General features: G+C 64.9%; 18 protein-coding genes and 1 tRNA gene. 8 read left to right on the forward strand and 11 right to left on the reverse strand.

Annotated features, from left to right (window positions below; genetic code table 11):
- Positions 1–47 precede the first annotated feature (47 nt).
- Genes ybeY through CAP2UW1_RS06230 form a run of 4 tightly spaced genes read right to left on the reverse strand, consistent with a single transcriptional unit; the run spans position 48 to position 3,266 of the window.
- Positions 48–515 (reverse strand): rRNA maturation RNase YbeY, encoded by a 468-nt coding sequence (ybeY, locus tag CAP2UW1_RS06215; protein WP_041567729.1) that lies wholly within the window; start codon positions 513–515, stop codon positions 48–50.
- Entirely contained in the window at positions 499–1,533 is a 1,035-nt protein-coding gene (locus CAP2UW1_RS06220) for a PhoH family protein (RefSeq protein ID WP_015765813.1), read from the reverse strand. The genes ybeY and CAP2UW1_RS06220 overlap by 17 nt, the downstream gene beginning before the upstream one ends.
- Entirely contained in the window at positions 1,530–2,897 is a 1,368-nt protein-coding gene (gene miaB / locus CAP2UW1_RS06225; RefSeq protein WP_015765814.1) for a tRNA (N6-isopentenyl adenosine(37)-C2)-methylthiotransferase MiaB, read from the reverse strand. Before miaB ends, CAP2UW1_RS06220 begins: the two co-directional genes overlap by 4 nt.
- A gap of 12 nt (positions 2,898–2,909) precedes the next feature.
- Positions 2,910–3,266: a hypothetical protein gene (locus CAP2UW1_RS06230; RefSeq protein ID WP_015765815.1), complete on the reverse strand. Its 357-nt coding sequence runs from the start codon at positions 3,264–3,266 to the stop codon at positions 2,910–2,912.
- A 205-nt stretch (positions 3,267–3,471) separates the two neighbouring features.
- Between CAP2UW1_RS06230 and CAP2UW1_RS06235 the strand changes: the two genes are divergently transcribed.
- Together CAP2UW1_RS06235 and CAP2UW1_RS06240 are read left to right on the forward strand one after the other, a co-directional pair.
- Positions 3,472–3,545 (forward strand) — tRNA-Gly (locus CAP2UW1_RS06235).
- 56 nt (positions 3,546–3,601) lie between these two features.
- The gene (locus CAP2UW1_RS06240) at positions 3,602–3,910 is read left to right on the forward strand and encodes a hypothetical protein (protein ID WP_199931583.1); all 309 of its coding nucleotides are present in this window, start codon (positions 3,602–3,604) and stop codon (positions 3,908–3,910) included.
- Positions 3,911–4,205: 295 nt separating this feature from the next.
- Here CAP2UW1_RS06240 and CAP2UW1_RS23575 read toward each other — a convergent pair whose 3' ends face one another.
- From CAP2UW1_RS23575 to CAP2UW1_RS06265, 5 genes are all read right to left on the reverse strand, one after another.
- Positions 4,206–4,943 (reverse strand): hypothetical protein, encoded by a 738-nt coding sequence (locus CAP2UW1_RS23575; RefSeq protein ID WP_015765816.1) that lies wholly within the window; start codon positions 4,941–4,943, stop codon positions 4,206–4,208.
- A 15-nt stretch (positions 4,944–4,958) separates the two neighbouring features.
- A complete protein-coding gene (locus tag CAP2UW1_RS06250) occupies positions 4,959–5,345 on the reverse strand; it encodes a hypothetical protein (protein WP_015765817.1) in 387 nt (128 codons plus the stop codon).
- A gap of 101 nt (positions 5,346–5,446) precedes the next feature.
- Positions 5,447–5,890, reverse strand: a complete 444-nt coding sequence (locus tag CAP2UW1_RS06255) for an outer membrane lipoprotein (RefSeq protein ID WP_015765818.1) — start codon at positions 5,888–5,890, stop codon at positions 5,447–5,449.
- 362 nt (positions 5,891–6,252) lie between these two features.
- Positions 6,253–6,507: a hypothetical protein gene (locus CAP2UW1_RS06260; protein WP_015765819.1), complete on the reverse strand. Its 255-nt coding sequence runs from the start codon at positions 6,505–6,507 to the stop codon at positions 6,253–6,255.
- 103 nt (positions 6,508–6,610) lie between these two features.
- Positions 6,611–6,814, reverse strand: a complete 204-nt coding sequence (locus CAP2UW1_RS06265) for a hypothetical protein (RefSeq protein WP_199931584.1) — start codon at positions 6,812–6,814, stop codon at positions 6,611–6,613.
- Between the two features lie 484 nt (positions 6,815–7,298).
- Here CAP2UW1_RS06265 and CAP2UW1_RS06270 point away from each other — a divergent pair, with 484 nt between their 5' ends.
- From CAP2UW1_RS06270 to CAP2UW1_RS06280, 3 genes are read left to right on the forward strand one after another with little or no spacing between them, the layout of a single operon-like run.
- On the forward strand, positions 7,299–7,583 hold the full coding sequence (locus tag CAP2UW1_RS06270; protein WP_015765822.1) for a hypothetical protein: 285 nt from the start codon (positions 7,299–7,301) through the stop codon (positions 7,581–7,583).
- Between the two features lie 46 nt (positions 7,584–7,629).
- Positions 7,630–8,547 (forward strand): DUF2092 domain-containing protein, encoded by a 918-nt coding sequence (locus CAP2UW1_RS06275; protein WP_015765823.1) that lies wholly within the window; start codon positions 7,630–7,632, stop codon positions 8,545–8,547.
- 12 nt (positions 8,548–8,559) lie between these two features.
- A complete protein-coding gene (locus CAP2UW1_RS06280) occupies positions 8,560–9,252 on the forward strand; it encodes a hypothetical protein (protein ID WP_015765824.1) in 693 nt (230 codons plus the stop codon).
- Between the two features lie 104 nt (positions 9,253–9,356).
- Here the strand turns inward: CAP2UW1_RS06280 and CAP2UW1_RS25350 are convergent, their stop codons facing one another.
- Positions 9,357–11,804, reverse strand: a complete 2,448-nt coding sequence (locus CAP2UW1_RS25350) for a hypothetical protein (RefSeq protein WP_049778525.1) — start codon at positions 11,802–11,804, stop codon at positions 9,357–9,359.
- Between the two features lie 484 nt (positions 11,805–12,288).
- Between CAP2UW1_RS25350 and CAP2UW1_RS06290 the strand changes: the two genes are divergently transcribed.
- Positions 12,289–12,858: an OmpA/MotB family protein gene (locus tag CAP2UW1_RS06290; protein ID WP_015765826.1), complete on the forward strand. Its 570-nt coding sequence runs from the start codon at positions 12,289–12,291 to the stop codon at positions 12,856–12,858.
- Between the two features lie 62 nt (positions 12,859–12,920).
- Here CAP2UW1_RS06290 and cls read toward each other — a convergent pair whose 3' ends face one another.
- Positions 12,921–14,351 carry a cardiolipin synthase gene (cls, locus tag CAP2UW1_RS06295; protein WP_015765827.1) on the reverse strand — a complete coding sequence of 477 codons (1,431 nt, stop codon included), beginning with the start codon at positions 14,349–14,351 and terminating at the stop codon, positions 12,921–12,923.
- 248 nt (positions 14,352–14,599) lie between these two features.
- Here cls and CAP2UW1_RS06300 point away from each other — a divergent pair, with 248 nt between their 5' ends.
- On the forward strand, positions 14,600–15,262 hold the full coding sequence (locus tag CAP2UW1_RS06300; protein ID WP_015765828.1) for a MarC family protein: 663 nt from the start codon (positions 14,600–14,602) through the stop codon (positions 15,260–15,262).
- A 150-nt stretch (positions 15,263–15,412) separates the two neighbouring features.
- The gene (locus CAP2UW1_RS06305; RefSeq protein WP_015765829.1) at positions 15,413–16,273 is read left to right on the forward strand and encodes a hypothetical protein; all 861 of its coding nucleotides are present in this window, start codon (positions 15,413–15,415) and stop codon (positions 16,271–16,273) included.
- Positions 16,274–16,304: the final 31 nt, after the last annotated feature.

The raw sequence follows: 16,304 nt of genomic DNA on the forward strand, positions 1-16,304 counted from the left end.
GAGGTTCATTGGATTCATGGCATTCGTCGCCCGGCGCCGCTGACGCGTCACACCTCCATGGCGTACGGGTCCGGATAGCCCAGAGCATGCAGGACTCGGCGTTCCCGACTTTCCATTTCCGCAGCCTGCCGTGCGCTCGTTTCGTGGTCGTAGCCCTGCAGGTGCAGCAGGCCGTGCACGATCAGATGTGCATAGTGCGCTTCCAGTGGCTTGCCTTGCTCGGCCGCCTCGCGCGCCACCACCGGGGCGCAGAGCACCAAATCACCGCAGACGACCGGTTCCCGTGCGTAGGGAAACGACAGGACGTTGGTGGCGTAGTCCCGGTGGCGGTAGTCGCGGTTCAGGCGACGCGCTTCGTCGGCATCGACGAAGCGCACGGTGATCTGCCCCCGCCGCTTGCCGTCAACGTCAATCGCGGCGCGCGCCCAGGTCCGGACTTGCGGCTTTTGCGGCAGTTCGTTGGCCAGGCAGGCGTACTGCACGCCAACGTGCAGCCGCTTACTTGCTGCCGGCATGCTTTCCCGCCGTTGCCGCCGCCGCATCGCGTGCCTCGAGTGCGGCGGTGTGTGCCTCGTAGGCGGAGACGATGCGGGCCACCAGGGGGTGGCGGACCACGTCTTCCTTGAGGAACTCGGTGAAGGCGATGCCGCGAACTTCCTTGAGGATCTGGCGGGCCTCGATCAGGCCGCTTTTCTGGCCGCGCTGCAGGTCGATCTGCGTCACGTCGCCGGTGACCACCGCCTTGGCGCCGATGCCGATGCGCGTCAGGAACATCTTCATCTGCTCGGGCGTCGTGTTCTGTGCCTCGTCGAGGATGATGAAGGCGTGGTTCAGCGTGCGCCCGCGCATGTAGGCGAGCGGGGCGATTTCGATCGCGCCGCGCTCGAACAGCTTGCCGACGCGCTCGAAACCCATCAGGTCGTAGAGCGCGTCGTAAAGTGGTCGCAGATAGGGGTCGACCTTTTGCGCCAGGTCACCGGGCAGGAAGCCCAGGCGCTCGCCGGCCTCGACGGCGGGGCGGGTGAGGACAATGCGCTGCACCAGTTCGCGCTCGAAGGCATCCACCGCCGAAGCCACCGCCAGGTAGGTCTTGCCGGTGCCCGCCGGGCCGGTGCCGAACGTGATGTCGTGCTCCTGGATATTCTTGAGGTATTCGATCTGGCGGGGCGTACGGCCGTGCAGTTCGCTCTTGCGAGTCATCAGCGCCGGCGACACGCCCCCTCCCGACGAGATGCTGCGAACCGGCCGGTTGAGGAGTTCGATCAGGCCCAACTGGATCTCATCGACCGACAGCGTGTCCTTGGCCTGTGCGTAGAACTGTTGCAGCGCTTCGGAGGCGCGCGCGGTCTGCGCGGGCTCGCCGCGCAGCGTGAAGCGTTCGCCGCGGCGAGCGATCATGACGTCGAGGGCGGTCTCGATCTGCCGCAGATTCTCGTCGAGAGGACCACACAGGTTGGCCAGTTGCTTGTTGTTGACCGGTGAGAGCAGGAGTTCGGTCGCCCGGCTTTTCGCCGCCGCTGTCTTCTCGCTCATGCCAGGCCACCCACCAGTTCACCGCGCAGCGAATGCGGCATCGCCGACGTGATGCGCACATCGACGAAACGATCCAGCCATCGCGTGCAGTCGTCGGAGCCGGCAGCGAAATTGACGACCCGGTTGTTGTCGGTGCGTCCGGCGAGTTCGCCGCTGTCCTTTTTCGACAGACCTTCGACCAGCACGCGCTGGACGGTGCCGACCATGCTGACGGAGACGGCCTGCGCCAGTTCGTCGATGCGCGCCTGCAGGCGCAACAGCCTTTCCAGCTTCAGCGTCGACGGCGTGTCGTCGGCAAGCTCGGCGGCCGGCGTGCCGGGACGCGAACTGTACAGGAAGGAGAATGAAGCGTCGAAGCCGACATCGTCGATCAGTTTCATCGTCTTCTCGAAATCGTCCGCGGTTTCGCCGGGAAAGCCGACGATGAAGTCGGACGACAGCGACAGGTCGGGGCGCGCCGCGCGCAGCTTGCGCACCAGGCTCTTGTATTCGATTGCCGTATAGCCGCGCTTCATCGCCGCCAGAACACGGTCCGAACCCGATTGCACCGGCAGATGCAGATGCGAAACGAGCTTGGGAACTCTCGCGTAGATGTCGATCAAGCGTTGCGATACCTCGCGCGGATGCGAGGTCGTGTAGCGGATGCGTTCGATGCCGGGTATCTCGGCAATGTACTCGATGAGCAGCGCGAGATCGGCGGCCTCGTCGCCGGCGGGCGCCTGCCCGACGCCGCTCATCGCTCCCCGGTAGGCGTTGACGTTCTGCCCGAGCAGCGTCACTTCCCTGACGCCCTGCGCGGCGAGACCGGCGACCTCGGTCAGCACGTCGTCGAAGGGGCGTGAAACCTCTTCGCCGCGCGTGTAGGGAACGATGCAGAACGAGCAGAACTTGCTGCAGCCCTCCATGATCGAGACGAAGGCCGAAGCCCCGGCGACCCGGGCGGGCGGCAGATGATCGAACTTCTCGATCTCCGGGAAGGAAATGTCGACCTGCGACTTGCCCAGTCGGCGGCGGTCGGCGATCAGTTGCGGCAGCCGGTGCAGCGTCTGTGGTCCGAAAACCACGTCGACGTAAGGCGCGCGCGCGACGATCGCCGCACCCTCCTGGCTGGCCACGCAGCCCCCCACGCCGATCACCAGATCCGGATTGGCCCGCTTGAGCAGGCGCACGCGGCCGAGGTCGTGGAAGACGCGCTCCTGCGCCTTCTCGCGCACCGAGCAGGTATTGAAGAGGATGATGTCGGCATCGTCAGGGCTATCCGTCTTGACGATGTCTTCGGATCCGGCGAGCACGTCGGCCATCTTGTCCGAGTCGTATTCGTTCATCTGGCACCCAAAGGTGCGGATGAACAGTTTTCTTGCCATCGTGTGTTTGACCTAGCGCGGGCGGGGCACCGAGGCTTCGCTCGGCGTCAGCATCCAGACGCGAAAAATGGCGCCGGAGGCGTCGGTAAGATAGACAACGTCGACCGGGTTCTGGATCTGCATCGGCACGACGATCAGGTTTTGGCGGCTGCGAATCTGGGCTGTCGGGGCCAGCGGCCACTCACGTCCATTGATGATCAGGAAGCCGTCGCCGGCCGGTGGCTGCATCACGCCCTGTTTGGCCTCGGGTGGCAGCGTTCTGGCGATGGCGGCCGTTTCGTACGCGGACTGCGAGTCGGCAGACGGCGTCATGGCCATCTCGGCAATCGTGCTGATGATCGTGTACAGGAGAGCAGTGGGGATATCCATCGAAGCATTATAGACACGCTGACCCTCCGATGTCAGCTGTGATCGCGCAGCAGGCGGCAGTCTGACTCCTTCTGCAGACCGCGCGCGGTGGTGGTACGCTCGGCGCCTGGCGAATCCAGGCGGCGGCACGCACTGGGTGGTGGACGTACGCCGAGCGCGCGGCCGTTGTTAAGAGGAGCACAAGCGTCGTAGAATAGCGGCCTGCGCGGGCGTCGTATAATGGTAATACCCTAGCTTCCCAAGCTAGAGCCGAGGGTTCGATTCCCTTCGCCCGCTCCACCTGCCGCTTGTTGCACCGACTTCAGCAAATTTCCGTTCGGTATCGTGATGTGGTCGTGCCCGGCCGCTTGGCCGGCGAGTTCCATGATGCTCATGGTCTGGAATGGCCTGTCAAGCGAGCGCTCGATCGACTGCAGGACGTGCTCGACAGTAGCGGAAACCGGCAACGCGGCCGGATTCAGGAAGCCGTCTTCGCCGGCGGAGCGGACGATGTCCAGCAACTGCTTTACCGAGACCGCGCCAAGGTCGCGCGCCGGCAGGTAGCCTCGCGGATTGTCCCTGCTCTGCACGAGCAGGCCGCCGTCCTGCAAGGCGTCGAGAATCGCCGCCACGCTATGGCTCGGTACCTGCAGTGCCTGACATAGCTGCCTGAGAGTCCATGCTGGCCGGCCGCTCAGGTAGTGCGCGCCGATCATGCCCATGATTCCCAGGGCAAGGCGCTCGCGCATCCGGTTGCTGAGTCGCGGTTCGCCCCCGGTTGCGACCAGCGACTCGGGATGCTGCTGCCACGCCGGCACGGGATCGGCCGGGCATCCCCAGATGGCCACGTTCATGGCGTTGAGCAGACGAGCAGGATTCCAGTTCACGGCGTTCCTGCCACGGCAAACGCTGCTGGCCGATTGCGCTGTCGGCACAGCCGACACGAGTTGGCCTCGGGGCTCATCGCCTGGTCTCGACATGGAGCCAGACTTGCGCGTCGAACGGTACGAGCAGCTTGCCGGCATTCAACTCCGGCGCGACGTCCTGCGCACTGCCGACGAGGACTTTCTCCACCGACACGGCGACCGGCGCGTATGGCGTGTCCGTGAAGGGAACCGCGAGGCGGGCCAGAAAGGCCGGTTCCGAGAGCACCGAGGCAACCCACTGGTTTGGCCCGCCGCTACGCGCTTTCCCGCGGCTCGCCGCCCATTGCGGATGGCGCAGTGCGACCTCGGCGAGGTGGTGCGAGATCCAGGGGTAATCGAATGCCCGCCCGAGCGACAGGCCCCGCAAGGGAGGGGCGCTCGTCGGTCGCTGCCGCAACCACTTGCCGACCACCTCCCGGTAACTCGACTCGGTCATTTCGCAGCGCGTGAAGGCGTCAGTGTGCTGACGCAATGACGCCGAGTCGCCATCGGGTTGCGCCTCGACATGCGGGCTGCAGGCCGTCGCGACGCACGGCAGGGCGAGCAGCCAGGCCGCCGTCATCGCTCGAGCCACCATGGATTTGCTCGCCTTGACACCTCTGTGGTTCTCCGGGCAGGCATCCGGCGTTTGCTCAAACCGCCCGCCGCCGGGCAGGAGCGACAGCCGGGGTTGCTCGCGGGCGATCGGGTTGGCGTCCTGCGCACCTCGCGTCCTGGCCGATACTGGGCGGGTGCAACGCTCGCCGACAGATTCGGCCTTGGTGACGGCCATCTGGCGCGGGTCCGACTATCTGTAGCCCGGCATTCGCGGCGGCGGACTGGAAGCCTGATTCGGAACCTGAGCGAGAATGCACAGGATGCCAGCCGCGTCGGCAGCGCCGCCGAACGACCCAGCCAGGGAATTGGCGTAGTCGTTCCGGGTTACTTCTCCGTTGTAGAAACGCGATGTCACGTCCAGGAAATAGGCGTCCTGAATCAGGTCGGAGCCGATGCTTCTGCTGCCGATGCGCTCCGTACCGCATGTGTTCTGCACCTGGTCCAGGAATGCTTCGTAGCGTGGGTCTGGCCGCCACGCATCGGCAGCACAGGCGCTGACAACGACAGCAAGCAGGGTGGCGAGCAGCGCCCCTCCGGGTGGTCGAACGCGGGATGACGGGTAGTCGTGATGGGTCATGATCGTAGGGGAGCCGCAAGTGTCAATGTAATGTCGCCTCGTGGCGATCCGGGGGGCAGCGTGCCGGCGGGTGGCGCGCTGCCCGGCGACCGCCTCGCGGCCTAGCGCGAAACGACCCGTGCGCCGTCGCCGTAGCCTTCGATATATACGCGCTGGCCCTGGAAGAGATTTGGATTGACGGGTTGCGTGATCGATACCAGGACACCGTTGCTGGCGCGGACGATGATCTGCTGACCCGGGACCGGCTGGTCGTACTTCTTCTGGATCTCGTTGCCCGCGAAAGCGCCGCCAATGGCTCCAGCCACCATCGCAACGTCGCGCCCGGTACCGGCACCGATCAGACTGCCGATGCCGACCCCGGCCAGGCCACCGACCACCGCGCCGACCCCCGAATGATGATTGCTGGGCAGTTGAACCATCGTGATCTGTTCGATGACGCCGGTGCGGATCTGGACTTCACCGGCTTGCTGTCCGGGGGCCGCGCAAGCGGCAAGGACGACGGCCAGCACCAGGGCCGAGAGGTAAGAGGCAGTCTTTCGGAACATCGAGGTCTCCTTGAAGGGGTTTGGTTGGGGTTGGTATAGCGCGTGTCGCTGGCTTCGTCGGTTACCGGCCCGACAAACGGCGCGTGTCGGAAGCCGTCGGGTCCAGCGACATGGCGAGCGTGTTGGGAACTGGCCGGGCGCATTCCCACTGTGGTCGCCGCCGAGACGTGGTCGACCGCTGGTGAATGCCGCCAGGCCAAGGATATCGCCGTGGTCTGCACCCGGGTGAGTTGGCTAAGCACGCGGCTGGCGCGCAAACCAGAGCGGCCATGAGTATCGCGGCTCGCGCCGTTGCCGTCAATCGCTCGCGCCTGAGTGAACTGGACTCGATGAACTGTGGCTTGCCGGGCTGGCCGTCGCGATCACCGACAGACACGGACACCGTTGACATAGCGGCAACCGGCAGCCGGGGCGACCACTACCGCTCTCGGCGCCGGCGCGACGACCACGGCCTTCGGTGCCGGCGCAACCGCAACCGGCTTGCGGGCGACGACCGCACCGTTGGGTCCTGCACAGCCGGCCCGATAGACGCCGTTGGCGCAGGTAACCGCGTCGGCTTTGGTGACGGCGGCCATCATCACCAAGGCGGCACTGAGGGACATGACAATAGTCTTCATCGTGTTTCTCCGGTGGTATCCGCTCGCCCGAGAGGCGACCACGGATCAGGTCACAAAAAGGGGGCCCGTCGGGCTTCGACGGGATGCAGGCCGAGCGCGGCAGTCAACATTGTAGTCCTACAGCCACGTTGCGCACCTCGTTCGCCTGCAGGCCGTAGTGGGCGAGGACGCGGGCGATTAGGATGGTCCTGACGCCCATCTCGGTGATGCCGGTGTTCATGGCGTCGAACGAGTTCTTGGCCGAGCCGACGAACAAGCCGCGAACGACGGCGGCTATGGTGGCAACGAGGCCCGCACCCAGCCTCACGGTCTCCGTTGAGTCACTGCTCAGGTGATGCTGCGGGAAGGCCACGCTCAGGAACAAGCCGAGTAATGCACCGGCCGCCCGGAATGCCGATGAAGGCGATCAACGCGATCAACGCGATCAGCGCTATGGCCATTGAACTCACGGAGCGCTCTCCCCTTTGACCGTTTCAGTTTTTCCACACCAAGTACGCATCGAATACATCGACCTCTGCTTCGCCGGGAGACGGCCACCAGCGTCGAGGTGTTTGCCGCTCTTTTCGGTTGTTCTGGCGCCGTGTGTTCAACCGCGCGCTCGCGCACTGGGAAGATATTCACCGGAGACCTGGCGGCAGCGCTCCCGAGCCTGGGCCTCGCTGGGGTATCGACAGCGGCCACGCAGAACTGGTCGAAAAAAATGGCGCCGCGCACACGAAATGCATATAGTGTGGCGGCGCGCAGGCTCGTCAGCGCGCGTGTCCATCAATTCCAGAGATGAGGAGTAGATCATGACCAAACGCTATTGGCTGTTGGCCGCCGTGCCGGCCGTCTTTTTTGCCGGCGTCAGTTTTGCGCAGTTTCCGATCCTCGACATGATCGCCGGCAAGGTCGTCGAGAAGTACCAGCAATCGAGTTGCGAGCAGTTATGGATCAAGAAGGGTGAACCGAAGTCGCCGCAGGTGCAGGAAGCCGTTGCGAGGCTGCGCGCCGATCCGGCGATGCGCACGGAGTTCATCAACCGGGTGGCGGGTCCGATCGCCAACAAGATGTTCGAATGCGGGATGATCCCGTAACTTAGGGTCGCCCGCTTGTCGGTTCGATTGAAGGAGGAGAAACTTGATGATCCCGTACCAATACTTTGGCCGCGCCGTGCTGCTCGCCGTGGCCATTCTTTTTGCCGGCGGCGCCAACGCGCAGCCGTCAGCGAGCGCGCCGACAGCCGGCAAGGCAGCGAAAGCGGCCACTACCAAGGCGTCGAGCAAAGCGGTGGCGCCCGCGCCCAAGCCGGAACTCGAAGCCAAGGCGATTGACTTGCTGAAAGCGACGAGCGAGCGTCTGGCAGCGGCACGTTCGCTGTCGTTCACGGCGGTGGTGACCTACGAAAGCCCGAGTCGCATTGGCCCCGCGCTGGCCTATACGACGATGTCCGAGGTGGTCATGCAGCGGCCCGACAAGCTGCGCGTGATCACGCTCGGCGACGGACCGGCGTCGGAGTTCTATTACGATGGCAAGACGATGACGGCGTTCGCCCCGGCCGAGAATCTGGTCGCTGTCACGGCGGCGCCGCCGACGATCGATGCCACACTCAAAGCGGCTTTCGACAGCGCGGCAATCTACTTTCCGTTCAGCGATGTGGTGCTTGCCGATCCCTACAGGGCACTCGCCGAGGGCCTGACCGTCGCCTTCTACGTCGGCCAGTCCAAGGTCATCGGCGGAACGACGACCGACATGGTGGCCCTGGTCAACGACAATGTGTTCGTGCAGATCTGGATTGGCGCCGAGGACAAGCTGCCGCGCATGCTGCGCGCCGTCTTTCGCAGGGATCCGCTGCGCCTGCGCCACCAGATGGAACTGTCCAACTGGAAGCTTGATCCAGTGGTGGCTGCGGACACGTTCACCTCGACCAAGTTCGCCGGCGCGGTCCCGATCGCTTTTGCTCACCCGGGTGGCTCGGCGGCGAGCGGCTTTCGGCCGCCGGCGAAGGCCAAGCCTGCCGGCAAGCCAGCGGCCAAGCCGCAGCCCACGAAGACCCCTTGAGGAGATCGAACCATGAAATCGACGATCATCGGCATGGCCGTGGCGCTTGGCGTCGCGCTGCCTAGCGGCCCGGCTGCGGCCTGGGCGAGCGCCAATCGTTTTGGCGGCAGTACCGAGCACGTTCCGGGTGCCACCGAGCACTCCAACGCTTTTGGCGGCAGCTCGGCACATGCCTACGGTGAAGGAACGGAACACACCAACATGTATGGGGGCAGTTCGGCGCACGCCTGGGGCGGCGGCACCGAGCATACCAATGCGTACGGTGGCAGCACCTACGGGGCTTACGGGGCAGGCGCCGTGCACACGACATCCTACGGGGCCGCTGCCTATCGCCCGCCCGCCTACCCGGCAGCGCCCGTTTACGCGCCGTACCATCCGCCCGTCGCCGTACCGTACTACTCGTCCGGTTGCTACAACTGCGCTGGCGCAGCCGCTGCCGGCGCTGTGGTGGGCATGGCCGCCGGTGCGGCTGTCGCCTCGGCAAACACCGCTGCGGCCAGTGCCAATGCGTACTCTTCGGGTTACGCTGCCGGCAGCGTCAACACCGCGGCGGCTTACGCCGTCGGTGTGAACTACGCCGCGTTGCCCCCGGGGGCTGCCGCCATTTCCCGCAACGGCACGACCTACTACCTCCTCGGGAATACCTGGTTCCTGCCAGCCTATGGCGCCAACGGCGTCTACTACCGCGTCGTGCCGACGCCCTGAGTCCCCGGCGCGCCGTCTTGCCGGTACAGGCCTCGGCAGCCTGTACCGGACTTCTCGCCATTGCGCGGGATCCGGCGACTGACGGCGCCGGTGCAAAGGAGCCGCTAGCGCCTGCCGCCGAAGCGGCCACCAAAACCGCCGCCGCCGAAGCGGCCACCAAAACCGCCGCCGCCGAAGCGGCCGCCGAAGCCGCCACCGCCAAAGCGGTCTCCACCGCCGAAACCGCCGCCGCCAAACCGATCCGCGCCGCCGAAACCGCCGCCGCCAAATCGGTCGGCACCGCCAAAGCCGTCACCACCAAAGCGGTCGCCGCCACTTCCCCAGCCACTCGCACGGCTGTCCGCGTTACTGCGCGCTTGTTGCTCGCGATCGGCCCAGGAGGTGTCGCCGGCGGCTGACTGCCAACCCGCCGAGCTGTGTTGCTGCCAGCCGCCATCGGTGCTGCGGTAGGCATTGCCGTCGGCGCCGGCATAGTGGTTGCCGAACAGCCCGCTGGACGTGTAGCTCTTGGTTTGTCCGGTCCTCGCATCGTAGGCGGTCGTGGTGTGCTGGGCACCGACGCCCTCGGGGCCGGCGGTCGCCGCGGTCGTCTTGGACACCGAACTGCCGCCGGGGCCGGTGGCCGACACGCTCGAGGCGTAGCCGCGCTGTCCGGTTTCGCTATTGTAGGCTCCGCCGCGCGCGACGTTACCGGTCGTGCCGCCGGGCGTGTCGAACGTCCGATCGTAGCCCCGTTGCGCTTCCCCGGTATACGGGTTGTAGCTGCGGCCCGCCGCATACGAGCCGGTGGTTCCCGTGCGCTGGTTCGCGTAGCTCCCGGTGGCCGTCGTGCCGACCCGGCCATCGGCAGACGCGTACCAGCTCCGGCTGCCGGAATAGACGGTGTTGCCCCAGTGCCCATAGACGCTGGCACTGGTTGAGCCGCAGCACGGATAGCCCCAATAGCCGGGGTGGTAGTAGGCGCCGCCCCAGTACGGTGCCGCCCAGGCGGCGGTCGCCAGACCGAGGCCGAAGCCGAAGCCGAAGCCGACGTAGGGGTTGTAGATCGGCGCCGCGGCCAGACCCCAGGTGTAAGGTGCGGCGTACCACACCGAGCCCACCCACGGCACGTAGTTGTAGCCGGTGCCATAGACGACGACGCCATCAGGTGCCACGACGGTGCCGAGATAACCCGGTGTATAGCCGACGTAGACGACCTCGCTGCTGGCGCCATAGACCTGGACGTAGGTCACGTAATGCAGCGGTGAACTGGCCGGGATGTCATAGATGACGCTCGGTACGCTGGTGGCGACTCGCCACGGGCCGGTGAGACCGGCGGCAGTGAACCAGACGCCCGCCTGGACCGCATAGTAGCTGTTCGGTGCCACCAGGATGATCGGCACGTCGGCGTTGCGCACGTACTGCAGCGACGTTCCGGCGATGGCCGCGAACTGCGGCGCGCCATCGAATACCGGCGTGAACCGGGGGCCGTTGCTCAGCGGCACGGTGGCAGTCTGCGGGATCGAGTTGGCGATCAGGGCTTCCTGCGCCTGCGGCGTCCCGGCTACCGAGGGCAGGACGACGCCGGCGGGCGCGCTCTTGGGAATGCGGCTGAAGTCGGCGGGCAGGGCAGTCGATGGAACGTGGGCCCACGGCCCGCTCAGCGCGGCGGCGCGGTACCAGCGCCCCGACAGGAGCGTGTAGTAGTCGTTGTTGGCCGTATTGACGAGCACGTCGGCGGTCGTGTTCTCCGCCCACAGCAGGCCAGTGCCGGTGATCGGGATGAAGTTCGGCTGACCTTTGAAGACGATCAGTTCCGCCGGAACCTGGCTGACGTAGATCGTTGGCACGCCGGTTTTCAAGGATGGCTTCGGGTTTGCTTGCGGGCCGCCATCGAGCAGGTCCACGCTCCCCTGGCCGGCCAGTTGCCGGGCTAGGTCGTTCAGCCCGAACGGAGCACTGGACGGGCCCGTCCACGGGCCTTCCAGCGAGCCGGCCGACAGCCAGCCGTCGAAAACGTGCAGGTACCAGGTGCTGTCCCGTTTGCTCCGGATGATCAGCGCCTGGGTATTGATCACCCGCTCGAAGCGCGTGTTCGGGACAGCCTGGATACTGGGTGTGCCATCGATCGGCACGAGGATCGCCGGGGTGTCGCTGACGATCACGCGCGGTGGATCGTTATTGACCTGTACCGGGCGTGGTTTCACCGTCTGCGAGGCGGCGAGTGCGCCCTGCAGCAGGTCGAGCGACATCGTCGCCAGCACGGCCGGCAACTGGGTGCGCAACTGCTGCACGTAGGCGAGCCCAGTGTCGGCGACGGTCGGGAACTTGCCCTCCGTCAGGGTGAGATCCTCCAGCGAGACGGTTCGCGTCAGGCGATCGACGCCGGTGCGCGCGCTGCCCCAGATCACACCGAAGGTTTCGCCACTCGAGCCCGTCTCCTTGATCGACACGGCTGCACGGAAGCTGAGCTGGTTACCCTGCCAGCTGTTGATCTGGGGCAGATAGACGAGTGCCGTGGCGCCGGCCAGCGTGACTGGGCGCGGCCACGGATCGCGGAGAGCCTCTGGCACCGTAGATGCTGGCGCGTTGGAGGCTCTATCCGTTGTGGGTGGGCTATCGAGGCTGGGGTTGACGTCAAACTGCTGCGTGGAAGGGTTGAGGGCCGGAGAGTCTGGGAATGATCCGGATGGCGAAGTGGTACAGCCAATCGGGCCTACAGCCGCGAGGCTGAGCAGGCAGGCGAGGAGGCGAGGTTCGGGCACGTTCATCGTCTTGAGTATCCTTTTCTTGCGGGGAAATGACGTGGGGGAGAAAGGCGAAGTCCAAAGTCCAAAGTCCAAAGTTTACTACGTGGGTGGCGGTGGGCGTGCTCCATGCCGATCGGCCGGAGACCTGCGTGCCGCTTGTGCAAGGCGAAGGCGCGGTCCGTGTCGAGCTCGCAGTGAAGAAGTTTGCCGGCGGACGGCCGGCCAACTTTGCTAGACTATCAGCGCTTGGTCACTCGCCATCGGCAGTACGAGCCGCGTCAAATGCCCCACTTTCCAGGAGAATTTCATGAATGCGAGAATCGTTTTTCCCTTGTTGCTGGTTGCCTCGCTGAGCGCCTGTGTGTCCCAAAGTACTTACAAGCAGGAAGTCCAGCAAGTCGATACCCTGTCGGTCCAGAACAAGGCCTATGCGCAGCTTACCCAGCAGTTGCAGACAGAGATTCAGGCAGACCAGGTGAAAATCAAGCAGCTCGAGGGGCGTCTGACCGTGACGCTGGTCGACGAAATCGTCTTCTCGTCGGGTAGCGCAGAAATGAACATGAAGGGACGTGCGACGATCGACAAGATCGTCGGCACCTTGCAGAACGCGGCCGGCAAGCGCATCGTCGTCGAAGGCTATACCGACAACACGCCGATCGGCCCGGGTTTGCGGTCCCGTTACCCGACCAACTGGGAACTGTCGACGGCGCGCGCCTGTGATGTGGTGCGCTACCTGCAGGCGGCGGGCATAGACCCCGTTCGGCTGGAAGCGGCAGGCTTTGGCGAATATCAGCCCGTGGCGGCCAACGATACGCCGGCCGGCCGCAGCCAGAACCGTCGCATCGACATCGTCCTGATGGACATGGGCCTGAAATAGTCAGTCGCCGCGAGCCCGCCGCCGATCATCTGGGCCAGGCGTAGCGTGCTGGGCCACCGGCGTCAGAGCAGCGGGCTCATCACCTGCACGGCGTTTTCGAGCCAACGGCGCCACTTGGGCCGGGCACGCCAGTGCACCAGTTGCAGCGGTTGTGACCGGGATTCGTACTGGCGCTGCAGCGCCCGCGTCGCTGCCGAAAACGCTGCGTCGTAGGCGATCAACGAAACTTCGAAATTGAGCTCGAAGCTGCGCAGGTCGAGGTTGACCGTGCCAAAGATCGTGATTTCCTCATCGACGACCATGCTCTTGGTGTGCAGGAGGCCGCCGTGGAAATGCAGGATCGTGATCCCGACGGCCAGCAGGTCGTCGTTGTAGGCGTTGCTCGCGTAGCGGACGAGCACCGAATCCACTTTCTCCGGAACGATCAGAATGACACGCACACCGCGCAGGGCAGCCGAGCGCAGCGCCGTTAACAGCGTTTCACCGGGAACGAAATAGGGGGTCGTCAGCACGATCTCGCGCTTGGCGGCGTAGATCGCAGCGAGCAGCAGCTGTTCGATGTGACGTGTCGTCGCCTGCGGCCCCGACGGAAAAATCTGGACGTGGCTGTCACCAGTGGTCGCTAGCCTGGGTGGTGGCGGAGGGGCAAAATTGGCTCCCGTTTGCAGCGCCGTCAGCGAGAGCGAAACGGCCTCGAGCACCCAGGCCGCCGGCCCTTCGATGCGGACCATCGCGTCCACCCACTCGCCAACCCCGGCATCCTGCTTGAAGAAATGCGGGTCGGCGATATTCATGCTCCCGGTATAGGCGATGCGCCGGTCGATAACCGCGATCTTGCGATGATCGCGCAGGTCCAGACGCACGAACAGCGCGCGCAGCGGATTGACCGGCAGGACTTCGACGATGCTGACCCCTGCGTTGCGCAGCCTGGCGAAGGCTTCGCTTCTGAAGAAAGGCCGGCTGCCGAGAGAATCCATCAGGGCAGAGCAGGGGATCCCTCGCTGTGCAGCACGCACCAGCGCCGCGATGAGGTCGTCAACGAAGCCGCCGGCGCTCCAGATGTAGAACTCGAGATGTACCGAGGTGCGGGCCGCGTCGATGTCCACAATCAACGCGCGCATGCTCGCTTCGCTGTCGGCCAGCAGTTGCAGTCGATGGCCGCCCATCAGCGGCAGGCCGACCGACCCGGTGGCGAGCCGGCTGATGCTCTCCGCCCCTGTGGTCAAGGTGCCCGGCGGTACGACGTGCTCTGCGGGAATGCGTCTGGCCCAGCTCAGCACCTGCGGTTGCAGCGCAATCGCTCGTTGCATCCAGGTCTTGCCGAGACGGCGCTCGCCGATCAGCAGATACACCAGGACGCCGACGGCTGGTATCAGGACGATGAGCAGCAACCAGGCGAGCGCCGTGCCGTGCGAACTGCGCCGCGAGAAGATTCGCAAGGAGACCGCCAGCAGGACGAAGACATGCAGGACGGTGAGAAAACTGAAATCCATGCGCAGGAGTATGAGACTGCCCCCCCAGGCCGGTCAACGACGAGCCCGGCCGATACGCGCATGCTTCGGGCCGAGAGGCGGTCGTCGGCACGAGTTCTCGCCAACGCCCTGCGCTGGCCGGCAGCGGCGGAGATGCGCCGCGCGGGCCGATTGTGATAGCCTCGCGACACTTGACGGTCGATCCCTTGAGAACTGCGCGGATCGGCGGCGGCACCCCATCGAGTTTCTTGCCCAGGAGTGCGGTATTCATGGACCCTACGCTGACGCTTTTCATCAGTCTGTTTACCACGCTGCTGGCGATCATCAATCCACTCGAAGCGATCCCCGTTTATCTCGGCCTGATGGAGAACCGGCCGGAGAGTGAACAGCGGCAGGTGGCGCGCCGGGCCTGCTTCTACGCGACGCTGTTATCTTTTTTCTTTCTCATCTTCGGCACCCTCCTGCTGAGGGTTTTCGAAGTGCCGCTGAGCATGGTGCGTGTCGTCGGCGGCGTGATCCTGACGCGCGTCGGTTTCGAATTGTTCGCACCGCCACCCTCGGGTGGTTTGATTCCCCGCTCCGGCGGCAATGACACGGATGTGGCCTTCGTGCCGCTGGCGATGCCGATCATGTTCGGCCCCGGGGCGATCGCAACGCTGATCAGCATGGCGTCGACGATCAAGCAGTCGGCCGAGGAACTCATCTATTTCCTGGCTGCCAGTCTGGCGATCATCGCTTGCCTGGGAACGACCTACATCTCGTTGATCTATGCCAAGCCGATCCTGCGCAAGATCGGTACGCAGGGTATCGACGCCGCAACGCGAATCGTCGGTTTCTTTGTCGCGGCGATGGGCATGGGCCTGATTTTCAATGGCGCTGTCGAATTCCTCGAGTCGTATCGCTTCGTGGCCAATGTCGCTGCTCCTCGGTAGTCACGCCCGGAACGTTTGCTTGCACCCTGCGGCTTGGCTTTGTCCTCGGGTGTGTGGACAGAACGATGGGTGTGCGGCCTATAATTCGCCGTCGCCCGGATGATGAAAACGAGCGCAGCATGACTGATTGACCGCGGGAGGGGATTCAGAATGAAGAGAAGACAAGGTTTCCGGAAGCATGTCGCCGGCGCCATGCTCGGCGTGCTCGGCCTCGTGGCGATGACGCCCGCCGCGGCTGCCGAGAATCTGCCGGCAGCGAATCGTTTCGATGGGCAGTGGCATTTCAGTGTTACGCCCTACGCGTGGTTGCCGACCATCTACACGAACGCGTCCCTTACCGGACCATTCGGGATTTCCGGCGGGGTGGACACGGCCATGCACAGCACGCCCAGCGACTATCTGAAGGACCTCTCCTTCGCCTTCTTCATTGCCGGTGAGGCGCGCAAGGGCGACTGGTCGCTGTTCACCGACTACATCTACATGAAGTTCAAGGCCCAGGACACCAGCGTACGGACTGTCAGGGGGCCGGCAGGCAGGGTCTCCACGGCGGTCGATCAGGGCAGCACGATGGATCTCAAGTCCAACGTCTGGACACTCGCCGGCAGCTACACCGCCTGGCGCCGCGGCGCCTCGTATCTTGACGTGTTCGCTGGTACCCGCTACCTCTATATGAACACATCGCTCGACTGGAGCGTCAGCGGCGTCGCCGGCCTGCTGCCTGGACGCCAGCGGGCGATCTCGACGAGCGTGAACAAATGGGACGCGATCGGCGGTATCAAAGGTGAGATCGGCCTCAGCGACGATGGCCGCCTCTTCATGCCTTACTACCTGGACATCGGCTCCGGGTCGAGCAACACGACCTGGCAGGCGGCGGTGGCGCTGGGCTATCGCTACGGCTGGGGCGATGTGACGCTGGCGCTGCGCAACCTGTCTTACGACTTCAGCAACGGTGGTGACAGCATCGAACCGCGCTTTACCGGGTTTTCGCTCGGCGCCACCGTCCACTTCTAGCCTCCAAGGTGTTGATCACGCCCTTACTATC

It is taken from the genome of Candidatus Accumulibacter phosphatis (assembly GCF_000024165.1).
In the GTDB taxonomy this organism is placed as follows: Bacteria; Pseudomonadota; Gammaproteobacteria; order Burkholderiales; family Rhodocyclaceae; genus Accumulibacter; species Accumulibacter phosphatis.

Excerpts from the sequence above, each read along its gene's own strand:
- ybeY (WP_041567729.1), bottom strand. The coding sequence starts at position 515 with ATGCCGGCAGCAAGTAAGCGGCTGCACGTTGGCGTGCAGTACGCCTGC.
- CAP2UW1_RS06220 (WP_015765813.1), bottom strand. The coding sequence starts at position 1,533 with ATGAGCGAGAAGACAGCGGCGGCGAAAAGCCGGGCGACCGAACTCCTG.
- miaB (WP_015765814.1), bottom strand. The coding sequence starts at position 2,897 with ATGGCAAGAAAACTGTTCATCCGCACCTTTGGGTGCCAGATGAACGAA.
- CAP2UW1_RS06230 (WP_015765815.1), bottom strand. The coding sequence starts at position 3,266 with ATGGATATCCCCACTGCTCTCCTGTACACGATCATCAGCACGATTGCC.
- CAP2UW1_RS23575 (WP_015765816.1), bottom strand. The coding sequence starts at position 4,943 with ATGGCCGTCACCAAGGCCGAATCTGTCGGCGAGCGTTGCACCCGCCCA.
- CAP2UW1_RS06250 (WP_015765817.1), bottom strand. The coding sequence starts at position 5,345 with ATGACCCATCACGACTACCCGTCATCCCGCGTTCGACCACCCGGAGGG.
- CAP2UW1_RS06255 (WP_015765818.1), bottom strand. The coding sequence starts at position 5,890 with ATGTTCCGAAAGACTGCCTCTTACCTCTCGGCCCTGGTGCTGGCCGTC.
- CAP2UW1_RS06260 (WP_015765819.1), bottom strand. The coding sequence starts at position 6,507 with ATGAAGACTATTGTCATGTCCCTCAGTGCCGCCTTGGTGATGATGGCC.
- CAP2UW1_RS06270 (WP_015765822.1), top strand. The coding sequence starts at position 7,299 with ATGACCAAACGCTATTGGCTGTTGGCCGCCGTGCCGGCCGTCTTTTTT.
- CAP2UW1_RS06275 (WP_015765823.1), top strand. The coding sequence starts at position 7,630 with ATGATCCCGTACCAATACTTTGGCCGCGCCGTGCTGCTCGCCGTGGCC.
- CAP2UW1_RS06280 (WP_015765824.1), top strand. The coding sequence starts at position 8,560 with ATGAAATCGACGATCATCGGCATGGCCGTGGCGCTTGGCGTCGCGCTG.
- CAP2UW1_RS06290 (WP_015765826.1), top strand. The coding sequence starts at position 12,289 with ATGAATGCGAGAATCGTTTTTCCCTTGTTGCTGGTTGCCTCGCTGAGC.
- cls (WP_015765827.1), bottom strand. The coding sequence starts at position 14,351 with ATGGATTTCAGTTTTCTCACCGTCCTGCATGTCTTCGTCCTGCTGGCG.
- CAP2UW1_RS06300 (WP_015765828.1), top strand. The coding sequence starts at position 14,600 with ATGGACCCTACGCTGACGCTTTTCATCAGTCTGTTTACCACGCTGCTG.
- CAP2UW1_RS06305 (WP_015765829.1), top strand. The coding sequence starts at position 15,413 with ATGAAGAGAAGACAAGGTTTCCGGAAGCATGTCGCCGGCGCCATGCTC.